8 protein-coding genes and 1 pseudogene are annotated in these 11,372 nt (G+C 46.2%); 7 read left to right on the forward strand and 2 right to left on the reverse strand.

The window, feature by feature from the left end; all coding sequences use genetic code 11:
• Nucleotides 1-1,972, reverse strand: a pseudogene (locus tag AC1DSE_RS20755) (hypothetical protein); the annotation flags it as partial.
• A gap of 391 nt (nucleotides 1,973-2,363) precedes the next feature.
• On the opposite strand from AC1DSE_RS20755, the gene AC1DSE_RS20760 reads away from it, so the two are divergent.
• From AC1DSE_RS20760 to AC1DSE_RS20785, 6 genes are all read left to right on the forward strand, one after another.
• On the forward strand, nucleotides 2,364-3,308 hold the full coding sequence (locus tag AC1DSE_RS20760; protein ID WP_477508915.1) for an ABC transporter permease: 945 nt from the start codon (nucleotides 2,364-2,366) through the stop codon (nucleotides 3,306-3,308).
• Between the two features lie 13 nt (nucleotides 3,309-3,321).
• Entirely contained in the window at nucleotides 3,322-4,209 is an 888-nt protein-coding gene (locus tag AC1DSE_RS20765; protein ID WP_477528120.1) for a carbohydrate ABC transporter permease, read from the forward strand.
• A 60-nt stretch (nucleotides 4,210-4,269) separates the two neighbouring features.
• Complete coding sequence (locus AC1DSE_RS20770) at nucleotides 4,270-5,898, forward strand: extracellular solute-binding protein (RefSeq protein ID WP_477508913.1); 1,629 nt, start codon at nucleotides 4,270-4,272, stop codon at nucleotides 5,896-5,898.
• 75 nt (nucleotides 5,899-5,973) lie between these two features.
• Nucleotides 5,974-7,389: an endo-alpha-N-acetylgalactosaminidase family protein gene (locus AC1DSE_RS20775; RefSeq protein WP_477508912.1), complete on the forward strand. Its 1,416-nt coding sequence runs from the start codon at nucleotides 5,974-5,976 to the stop codon at nucleotides 7,387-7,389.
• 127 nt (nucleotides 7,390-7,516) lie between these two features.
• Complete coding sequence (locus AC1DSE_RS20780) at nucleotides 7,517-9,337, forward strand: right-handed parallel beta-helix repeat-containing protein (protein ID WP_477508911.1); 1,821 nt, start codon at nucleotides 7,517-7,519, stop codon at nucleotides 9,335-9,337.
• A complete protein-coding gene (locus AC1DSE_RS20785; protein WP_477528121.1) occupies nucleotides 9,327-10,520 on the forward strand; it encodes a Gfo/Idh/MocA family protein in 1,194 nt (397 codons plus the stop codon). The genes AC1DSE_RS20780 and AC1DSE_RS20785 overlap by 11 nt, the downstream gene beginning before the upstream one ends.
• 125 nt (nucleotides 10,521-10,645) lie before the next feature.
• On the opposite strand, the gene AC1DSE_RS20790 is transcribed toward AC1DSE_RS20785, so the two are convergent.
• The gene (locus AC1DSE_RS20790) at nucleotides 10,646-10,951 is read right to left on the reverse strand and encodes a hypothetical protein (RefSeq protein ID WP_477508909.1); all 306 of its coding nucleotides are present in this window, start codon (nucleotides 10,949-10,951) and stop codon (nucleotides 10,646-10,648) included.
• A gap of 170 nt (nucleotides 10,952-11,121) precedes the next feature.
• Here AC1DSE_RS20790 and AC1DSE_RS20795 point away from each other — a divergent pair, with 170 nt between their 5' ends.
• Entirely contained in the window at nucleotides 11,122-11,253 is a 132-nt protein-coding gene (locus AC1DSE_RS20795; protein ID WP_477508908.1) for a hypothetical protein, read from the forward strand.
• Nucleotides 11,254-11,372 lie beyond the last annotated feature (119 nt).

Below are 11,372 nucleotides of genomic sequence, written 5' to 3' on the forward strand. Positions count from 1 at the left end.
GCTTCTTAAAGTATGTCGATAAATACACGTGAGTGATAGCCAGATGATCGGCAATTAGCGTTAACGATAAATCCGGATTGGCATAATGCTTGTCAATATATTGGTTTATCTGCTCCAGAAGAGGCGTAATCGGCAGGGCGGATCGCTTGGCCACGAGAAAATATCCCTCTTGGATTTGCCGGAATAAATACTGGAGATGGTACGTATGCGAAAATGCCGGCGGAACGTCCCACACCTCTTCGACGCTGATCTTCTTACTGTTCATGATGACAAGCAGCAGGTCGTGGAGGTAACGAAGCATGTTCCGGAACTGTTCAAATGTTAAATTTTTGAACGTCTTTTGTATCGTTTTATCGAAAAATTGCTGTAGCGTCTCCGTATTTCCTTTGAGGGTATAGTTGACAAGTTCTTGCTCCTTATCGATGGACAAGTGGATAACCGCCGCTTGATCGCTGTTCCGATCTTGATAGAGAATGACGCTCTTTAAATGGGCTAGATTAGGGACATGCTTGTCAATCGCGTCAGTCGATTCACGAAGCGCTTTCCCGATGTCCTCTAGTCGCGTATGAACGGAGCTGATACCGCAAAATACAAGCATGTTGTCTACCGGATCAGAACAGCTATCAAAGACGCGGGAAACCAGAGCTTCCAATGCGTTCGTATCGGAGCAGCTTGTGATAAATATAGATTTATCGCTATGGGCATGCAGTCGAATGTACGGTCGGGATTGACTTAACGCCGCTTCCAGTAAGGGAGCATACAAGGCAACGGATTGGCCTTGGCTGCTTTCTTCAATGACGGTGAGTATGGCATAGGAATCATACTTCACGGACAGCATCCGGTTTATGTGGGGCTTCATCGTATAATTCTCGTCCGTTGACAGCCGAAGCAGCGCGTTATGCTCCAAGATGTCGGCTTGCTCCGTGATCTCCTGTTTCATGGAGACTGTGGCGGAATTTAGTTCCTTGAACGTATCCGAGAGAATCGCGAATTCATTTTTCGTAGCAGGGCCCGTCGTCCATTGATTGAATGTTCTCGCCATGAGCCTTAGCGGCCTGAACATGGACCAGTTGACGAACAGAAATCCCAAATTAACGGCGAAGAAAAGGGCAAACAAGACGAAGGTGTACCCGTTGGCCTTTTTAAGCTTTTCCTGCATCTGGCTTTCCGAGAACAAAACGGTGTAAGTGAACAATGGATCTGTTTGAGAAATAGGCGTATATTTATTTCCATTAATGATGAGCGGACCTTTTAGCTCAGGAAGCCGTTGCTCGGCGATTGCTGGATCAAGCGTCGCTGTACTTACAAAAAGTTGATTTTCCCTATCGCTTATCACGATAACGTTATCAAGCAACATTGTCTGATTGTTCAGATAAGCGAGCAGCTCGGCTTTGGCGATTTGTACGAATATATAGCCTTCCGGGAATAGCCGGTATGAGAACACGATAGTATTGCGGAAATTATACAGTTGTTCCAATTCGTTTTGCAGCAGGCAACGGCAGGTTTCACCACCGTTTTTAACATCCAGATTCGTATAGAAGACGCTCAAACTACGGGTTCCGTCACTGCTGATCACCAAGTCCTGATTCGGGAAGTAAGTGGAGATCTGCGCCCGGAACGGAAGTTGCAGATTCGATTGCGTTATTTTGTTTTTGTATGACATTAACGTGGGGTAATAAGACCGTGAATTTTTGGGATTGTTGGACAGGAGTTTCGTATCCAAGCTAACGCTGAAATTGTAAATCATGTTGCGAATCTCCAACCATTCACCAGACAAGTCACCGGACAATTGCTTCAGGAAGCCTTCATTCGTTCGCACAACTTGTTCCTTGACGTTTGTTTTCAAATACGAGTAGTTGAACCCAAGCAGTGTGGTGAGCAGAATGATAAAAATCATGTTGACGATGAGCAGCTTAAACAGAACGCTGCTTCTGTGATATCGAGTGGAAACAGTTCGGAATAATCTGTTCAAGTTGGGAACCTCCCTTTTTTCTTTCTATAAGGTAGATCAGTTTCTAATCTTTATTTTGTAACCGCTTGCATAAAGCAGGTTGCGCTTTCCATCATTATAAGGGGATAATTCTTGGCTGTCATGCGCAGCTGAAATATTGAACAGCACATTAATAAATGACACTCCCATATTTCGTAACCAGGAGCGATTTTCGTTCTTTCACATACAATCAATTTTCTATCGAAATGAAATTATTCAAACGATATTAATAGTTGATAATTGCTTAAAATTCATCATCTCCCGTATGCTGAGGTCACCAAGAACGATGTGGGCTTGGTGAGATGATCAGCTGCATTTCGAAAGGGCTTACATTTTATTGTCATTATGTATATGTGTACTGGAGGGGTGAAATTTGCAGAATCAACAGCTTGCGCACAATCTACAACTCACAAAAAAACAAAGCTTTCTGCGAAAATGTTGGAAGCAGCGCTACTTGATCCTAATGGTGCTGCCTGGTTTTCTGGTTATTCTAGTTTTCAAGTATTTACCCATGTATGGAATTACAATCGCTTTCAAAAGTTATGACGCATCGTTGGGCTTCTTAAGAAGTCCTTGGGTCGGCTTCGACCATTTTAAGGCGTTTTTTGATAGTCCGATGAGTTGGAGGATTACTAAAAACTCGCTATTGCTTGCTTTTTATTCTTTGATTTTCAGTTTTCCGGCTCCAATCCTATTCGCTTTATTATTGAATGAACTTCGCAACAAATTTTTTAAGCGGGCTGTGCAGACGATTACTTATTTCCCGCATTTTCTATCCGCGGTAATCGTTGTCGGTTTCGTTCATGAATTTACTTCAGTAGAGGGGATCGTCAATAAAATTCTGTTTTGGTTTGGGGCGGAACCAAGGACGCTGCTGTATATATCGGAAGCTTTCCGRCCGATTTACATTAGTGCGGGTATATGGCAGGAATTGGGCTATGGAGCCATCATCTATTTGGCAGCGCTTACCGGTGTCGATCCGGCGCAACACGAAGCAGCGGTCATAGACGGCGCGAATCGTTGGCAGAGACTGAGATACGTCACATGGCCGGCAATTATCCCCGCGACAGCGGTCATGCTCATTCTGAAGCTAGGAAGTATTCTAAGCACGGATTTTCAAAAAGTGCTTCTCATGTACAATCCGAAAATTTACGAAACGGCGGACGTTATCGAAACTTACGTCTATCGGGTAGGCGTGCAAGGCGGACAGTTTGAATATGGCGCTGCGGTCGGTTTGATGCTCTCCGTGATCAGTCTTGTTTTAATTGTATTTGCGAATTACTTTTCCAAGAAAGTATCTGAAAACAGTTTATGGTAAGGGGGGGGATACATTGAAAGTATATAATGAAGGGCTTGGGTCTAAAGCTTTCGATATTATTAATTACACGATTATGATCGTGCTATGTGTTGTTATGCTTTATCCGCTATTAAATACGTTTGCTGTTTCGATTAGCGATCCCACCTTAGTTGCTCAGGGCAAGATTACTTGGTATCCGCGAGGATTTGACTTTAACAGCTACAAATTCATTTTACAGGATAAAAACATCTTGAATGCTTATATGAATACGATTGAGTTCTTAGTCATCGGCACTTTTCTTCAATTGCTGCTGACCTCCTTATTCGCCTACCCGTTAGCAATCAACGAATTCGTATTTCGTAAACCGTTGGTCTTTTACGTGATCATAACGATGGTATTTAGTGGGGGACTTATTCCGCACTTCCTTCTTATCAGGGATTTGCATTTGTTCAATACGATATGGGCGATCGTGCTGCCAGTTGCAATGAGCGCATTCAATATCATCATTTTCCGTACTTTCTTCCAAGATATCCCCAAGGAGTTGCGGGAATCCGCTTACCTTGATGGAGCGAATGATCTCGGCATTCTGTTTCGCATATATATGCCATTATCCAAGCCGCTGCTGGCGACATTTGCGCTATTCGGTGCAGTCATGTTCTGGAACATGTGGTTTGAACCAATGATCTYTCTCAATGACGAAAGCAGCCATCCCATCCAGTTGCTCTTGCGCAGGATGGTAATCGAACTGAAGGATGATACGAGTTCAGGCGGGTTGCAACGATTCCTCGAGACGTACAATCTGAATACCAAAAACATTAGGATGGCGTCTATCATCGTCACGATATTACCGATTCTGTTCGTCTACCCGCTATTGCAGAAGCATTTTGTGTCCGGAATGATGATCGGTTCGGTGAAAGGCTAACAGCGGTTGATCTGAAATTAAACATAGATTAACAAATACAATTCATGGAGGGGTTATGCTTTGAAGAAAAAAATGGTTCTAGTGCTTAGTTTTCTGCTCGTTGCGACACTCGTGTTTGCTGGCTGCAGCAAAGGAGACAACAAACCGTCAGAGCAAACAAACAACAGCAATTCCGGTGAGACATCCAAGCCATCTGAACCGGCTGAGGAAACGATCAAGATTAACGCTTACATGTCCAGCTTCGGGGACGATCCGAAGGATACCGAGCTCTATAAGCTCTGGAAGGAAAAGATGGAAGCGCATATCGGCAAAAAGCTTGATATTAAATGGATCTATGTGAACAGTGACGACTATCCGGAGAAAATAAAATTGACGCTGGCCAGCGGCGATACACCGGACATTATGTCGGGTGTGAAGGATGCCGAAGTCATGTTCCAATTCGGCAACCAAGGGTCCCTCTTGGACATTGCGCCTTACCTGGACGAGTACGCTCCAAACTATAAAGCTTATTTGGAGTCTACAAAGTTCTCGGACAAGAGTATGTATACACCGGAAGGCAAAATGTTTTTCTTCGGGGATGGATTCCGGAACGATACGGGGTTAGCGGGTTCCGCATACCCAGCGTTATACCGGTTCGATGTTTTCCAGAAACATAATATCAAAGTTCCGGAAAACTGGGATGAATTCTACGATGCGGCCGTTAAGCTGAAAGAGCTGTATCCGGATTCCTATCCGGTCAATTCGCAGGAATGGCCAAAATTCATAGACGCGTTAGCTCTCTCGAACCATACGAAAAGCGATATTTACTGGAACGGCGAGAAATACGTATACGGACCGACTGAGGAGTCTTTCAAAGAAGGTTTAATGTATATTCGCAAATTGTACGACGAGAAGCTGCTCGATCCCGAGTTCCTGAGCCAGTCTCAAGATCAATTGAAGGCGAAAGTAACAACCGGCAAGTCCTTCATGCTTCCGTTGGCGTGGGCAGGTTGGTGGGAGCAATATTCCGTTCCGGATCAAGGCGTCTCATGGGGAGCAGCGGTCAATCCGAAAAACGAAAAGTACGGCGATCAGTGGGTGTTGGGGCCGGCCCTCTTGGGTCATACCATCTATGCCAACTACGGCGTCATGGTCTCCAAAAACACGAAATATCCGGAACTTATCGTCAAGATGCTCGATTATCAGTATTCGGATGAAATGATTGATTTGATGCATTGGGGCGTTGAAGGGAAAACCTACCAAGTGGTCGAAGGTAAAAAGGAATTCATCAACAAAAACGGAGACTGGCAAGAGAAGAAAGACTTAAATGGCGATGGTACAACGCGTCAAGGTTTCGTCTTCGCCCCGCAAAATTATTCTACTGACTATATCGCTTATAAAAAAGTGCAATTTTTCGCCAAGGGCCAATTCGAGGAGATGCGTCCTCAAGAGGGAATGGGAAAATTCACAAGTTCGGAAACGTCCATTGCTCCGTATGAACAAGCGCCGGTCGTTCGTCTGAGCAAAGATGACGAAGCGAAGAAAGCGCAAATCATGACCGCGGTACAAACGTATTTGGACGAAAATATTTATAAATTCCTGCTTGGCGAGAGAAATCTCTCCGAATGGGATGCATTTAAGAAGGAGCTTTCGGATATTGGCGATTATCAATCGATCGTGGATATGATGAACGCTCAAGTATCCAAGTAAAAAGAAATGCGAAGCCTGACAGCGTCGATGTGTGGCGCTGTCAGGTTTCTTCATTACAGAAAGGAAGAGGCCAGAATGACTAACTCAATAGATACTAATGAAGTGTGGAGATCCATTCCGGGGGAATATTACGATTGGCAAGCAACGATGCAACCGGAGAGCCCTTACAATTTCGATTATAGTCAGACGCTCACGATGAAGCTGGGCATGGCGATTCCGGACGGTAAAGGCGGGTCGAAGGTGTTTTGTACGTTTGAACAGGCGCTTCGATATATTGTGGACATCGATCGACTTACCAGAGGCATTCCGAAAATCATTTATTTGGTCGGATGGCAGTATAATGGTCACGATGACAGATACCCTGCCTGGGATGAGGTGAATGTCCATTTGAAGAGGCCGCAGGATTCGACTGCGAGGGACAGCTATTTGTGGTTGGCGGAAGCAGCCAAACGTTATAACACAACAGTTAGCGTTCATGTCAATATGACGGACGCCTACGATAATAGCCCGCATTGGGATCTTTACATGGAGCATGATCTGATTTCGCGTAACGAAGATGGTTCTTTGCTGCAAATCGGTAACTATAATAATATGGCTGCCTATCAAATTTTTTATAAGAAGGAATGGGAGAGCGGGATAATCGTCCAGCGAATCGAGAAGTTGATCTCGCTGTTGGAGCTTGATAAGGCCGGCACGGTACACCTGGACGCTTATTTTCCGAGAGCAAATGTTTTCCGAGGCGTCTCCCAGGAGGAGGAGTCCTCCTACATGCGCCGGACAATCCGCTATTTCAGAAGTCGCGGGATTGATGTGACAAGCGAAAATTTCGCCCATCATCGCAACGATCCGTTCATCGGATTGCAACCGTGGTGCTGGTGGTTTGATCAGAACCAGGAGAAGCATTTTCTGGAGAGACCCGCCAAGCTGCTGAGCGGAGCTGCTATTCGAGATTACTCTATACCGGGCATTCCGCGCAGACATGATCTGGAGTTCTTGTTCGGCGCGGGCGTGCATGGTGAGGATGTATTCTGGGATCTTGACAACGAAGTTTCACGCGAGGATTGGCACGATATCTTCATGGAGCAGATCTGTACAAGAATGCTTCAATACCAGTATTTGAATTCGCTTGATCGCATTCGGATAGAGGGCGAGGGCGATAACAGGGTCGTTCATTATTCGGGAGGGCATTCCGTTCATCTAGCGGATCACTCCGTTCGTCGAGACAGCAAGCCGCTGCGCGTAGGAGACGACGTGCTGTTCCCTGCTTTATGGCAAGAGCAACCGGAATTAATCGCATTCAGCAAGAGTGGTTACTCGAAGAAGGCTTGGTCGCTTCCGCCTGATTGGAACGAAGTAGCTGCCGTTGATATCTACCGAATTACGGCTGAAGGATTATCGGAAGCGCAACTTGGTCAACGAATTGTGGGAGGGTTGCTGGAGCTTTCTCTAGCGCCGGGAATGGCGATATCAATCATTCCATCGCAGCAATAAATAGAGAATGAGCGGACGAAGGAGACGAGGGGGCGCTCATTGCAGCTTCGACAATTGATTCGATGGCGCTCAAGCGCAGTTTGTCGAAGGAGTGTAGTGAAAAGTCGATCATACTGGGAGATGAAGCATGCGAGGTCAAGCAAATGAGATAGGAAACGATCCGGCGCCCCGTTTGTTTCGGGCAACTGATTACGGAGCGATACCGGATTCTGGCGAGGATGCGACTAGGGCCATACAAGCTATGATCGATGCCGCTTCGGCCGAGGATGGGCCGACGGTGATCGAATTTCCGCCAGGACGATATGATTTGTATGCCAATAACGCTAGCAAAGAACCTTACTATGTCTCGAATACGGCTAGCGAAAAGGAGCATCCCCATCCAATCAAAACGATAGGCCTCTGGTTCAAAGGGGCAAAACGAATTCATGTGGAAGGGAACAGCTCGCGGCTGCTGTTTCACGGGAAGATGACGCTGATCGTCATGGACGGCTGCGTCGATGTGGAAATACGGAACCTGACGATCGATTTCGCCCGGCCGACTATATCCGAAATGCGAATCGTCGCGATCTGCGAAAGCTATTGGGAGGTGGAGGTTCATCCGGATTCTTATTATTTGTTGATGGACGATAAGCTTTATTGGACTGATGAAGATTGGTCTTACCGCGGGGGTCCTGCCCAGGAATTTGACCCGGTGAGCAACCGGACCTGGAGAGTACCCAACCCGATCACGTTAGCCAGCCATGTCGAACAGATGGAGCTTGGTAAGCTTCGGCTTTGGTTTGTATCGCCTGCTCCGATCACGAAGGTTGGTCATGTGTTTCAAATGCGCGATGGCATTCGGGATCAGGTTGGTGCCCTGATCGTTGGCTGCCGGAATATTACCTGGCGTCATGTCTGGATGCAATATATGCATGGGCTTGGGATCGTCGGGCAATTCAGCGAAAACTTGACTTTCGAGGGCTTGCGATTGGCGCCGGATCCTTCCCATGGACGAACAGCGGCGGCGTTCGCCGATTTTGTTCATCTTTCCGGGATGAAAGGAAAAATATCGATCAACGATTGCTTATTCGAGGGTGCGCACGATGATGCCATCAATATTCACGGTACCCATCTAAGAATCATTGGCGCCGAGGACGAGAGATGCATTCGCGTACGGTTTATGCATCCGCAAAGCTACGGATTCAGCGCCTTCCATCTGGGCGATGAGATTGATTTTATTTCCGCTAGCTCGTTAATACCTTATGCTACCCGTCATGTCGTCGACATCAAGCAGCGTAGTCTGCGTGAAGCCGAACTGACGCTGGATGCTCCGGTACCGAGAATGATCGGGGACGAGGATGTCATCGAGAATGTCACATGGACGCCCGAAGTATCCATATGCGGAAATGTCTTCAAGAGAATACCGACTCGTGGAATTCTAGTGACAACGCGCCGTAAAGTGACCATCGAGAATAATTTGTTCGAGAAGCTGCATATGAGCGCGATTCTCATCGCCGACGATGCGGTAAGCTGGTATGAATCGGGGATGGTTCGCGATGTCCAGATAAGGGGAAATCGGTTCGTCGCTTGTGGTAACGGTAATCAGCCGGTCATTCTGATTCAACCGGAGAACACGGTTGTATCAGTGGATGCACCCGTGCACAGCAACGTTGTGATTAGCAATAACCGCTTTGAATTGGACGGTTCCCCATTATTGGATGCGAAGAGCATAAACGACTTAATTGTTGCGGATAACCAGATCTCAAGGAACGGCGATATGGGCGGAGAATACGCTGATTCGCAAGAAATCATCCGCYTACGGGCATGCAGCGGAGTTGAAATTCGCGGGAATACAATGGCAGACAAGGCAGTCGCAATCGTAAAGACGATATCAATGAAGGCAGAGCACCTTGCGATCGATAAGGGGCAAGCAGCTATTATTCGGAGGGATCACGAGGATGAAATCTAAAGTGAAAATCGGTTTAATCGGGCTTAGTGGACGGGGAACGGGGCTTTTGGAAATCATATTGCTGAAAATGGAGGACGTGGAAGTCGTCGCCGTCTGTGACTTGCACGAGGATCGTCGCGAACAGGCAGCTAATCTGATTGAGAAGGCAGGCTGCAGTCGACCTTTTGAAACTGGTGACTATAAGGAAGTTCTGAATAAAGAGGCAGTTGACGTCATCATGATCTGCACACCTTGGTCCACCCATATCCCTATCGCAATCGAAGCGATGGAGAAAGGGAAGTATGTCGCTTGCGAGGTCGGAGGAGCTTATTCCATGCAGGAATGCTGGAAGCTGGTAGAAGCTTATGAGCGAACGAGAGTTCCATGCATGATGCTGGAGAATTGCTGCTATGGCCGCGATGAGCTCATGGTATTAAATATGGTAAAGCGAGGCATTCTCGGGGAAATCGTCCATTGCTCAGGAGGTTATCTTCACGACCTGCGCTATGAAATCGCTAATGGCAAAGAAAACCGTCATTATCGACTGAACGAATATATTCATAGAAACTGTGATAATTATYCCACTCACGAGCTAGGTCCCATCGCCAGAATACTAGATATCAATAGAGGAAATCGCATGGTATCGCTTGTGTCTCTCGCCTCAAAATCGGGAGGCATGCAGGAATACATCACAAGCAAGAGGAAGGATAGCGAGCTTGCTCGTACTCGGTTTAAGCAAGGCGATATCGTAACGACTATCATCCAGTGCGCTCGCGGAGAAACGATTACACTCACATTGGATACTACATTGCCTAGATATTATTCAAGAGGTTTTACGGTAAGGGGAACAAAAGGAATGTATATGGAGGAGAACCATTCTTTATTCATAGATGGACAGCATAACCAGTATGAATCGAATTGGAAGACGCAATGGGGGAACGTCGAGCACCATCGCGAGCAATATGAACATCCGCTGTGGGAGAGCTATTTGCAGGAAGGAATTAAAGGAGGCCATGACGGTATGGATTGGCTTGTCTTCCGGGATTTCATCGAGAGTTTCAAGAACAGGACGCAAACGCCGATTGATGTATATGATATGGCTTCGTGGATGAGTATATCCTCATTAACCGAGGACTCGATTGCCATGGGCGGGCAACCGGTAGCGATCCCCGACTTCACGAACGGGAAATGGATCGGCAAGTGATAAGTTCTCGAATGACAATGCGTCGCTGGATGAAGAGATAAACCGAAGAGGACAAAAGGTAGATTAGGAGGAACAACCGACGGCAGACATTCGAGCTGCCGTCGGTTTCATGTGAAAGGGAATTTTTAGCTGGTAACAGTGAAGATAACCGTTTGCTTAGGTCCCTTGTTTCCTATCTTGTCTATCGCATACACATCGATCTCGTAGGTTTGGATCAGTGCCTCATACGGAATTGGATAAGACCATGTGAACGATCCGTCTTCTTCGCGTTTCATTGCATCGTAAATCCCGTAATCCGAAATTCTTATGATCGTTTTGTCGATCTCGATGCTATCCCCGAGATTGCCGTACTCCACTTTAAGTTTTGCCCAATCTCCGCGTTTTCCTTCATTCGGCGTAAAGATAGCTTTCAATTCGTACATTTCATGCATGAATATCAACTCCTTTTAATTTGTACTGACTAGTCAGTATTATCATATTCGGGACAATAGGCTTTGTCAAACGATTATATCCATCATTGCTTCGAATATTAAGAAATGAGAACGACCTAAAAATCTAACTATATCTCTTCATATTGAACTGGAATCTAGAGGATCGGAGGATGAGTGTGACGCTTGTCTCGAACGTCGATCAGACAGTCGATTTTAGAGTAAGGGGCGGAGAAGTGAGTAAGTTGAAGTTGCTTGCAGGTGAACGCTGGAAGATGGACAACAAGCCATGTTCTGAACTCTAATGGCCTTCTGGTCAGCAATCAGTTTCGATTTTTAAATATCTGACTACGAGATTAATATTTGTATAAGACAGTTCGACGGATTTGGACAATGATCTTAAAAAATGCCCGTTGTTCAGGTA

Source organism: Paenibacillus sp. 01L418 (assembly GCF_056400045.1).

Coding starts and splice junctions, on each gene's coding strand:
- AC1DSE_RS20775 (WP_477508912.1), top strand. CDS start 5,974: ATGACTAACTCAATAGATACTAATGAAGTGTGGAGATCCATTCCGGGG.
- AC1DSE_RS20790 (WP_477508909.1), bottom strand. CDS start 10,951: ATGCATGAAATGTACGAATTGAAAGCTATCTTTACGCCGAATGAAGGA.
- AC1DSE_RS20795 (WP_477508908.1), top strand. CDS start 11,122: ATGAGTGTGACGCTTGTCTCGAACGTCGATCAGACAGTCGATTTTAGA.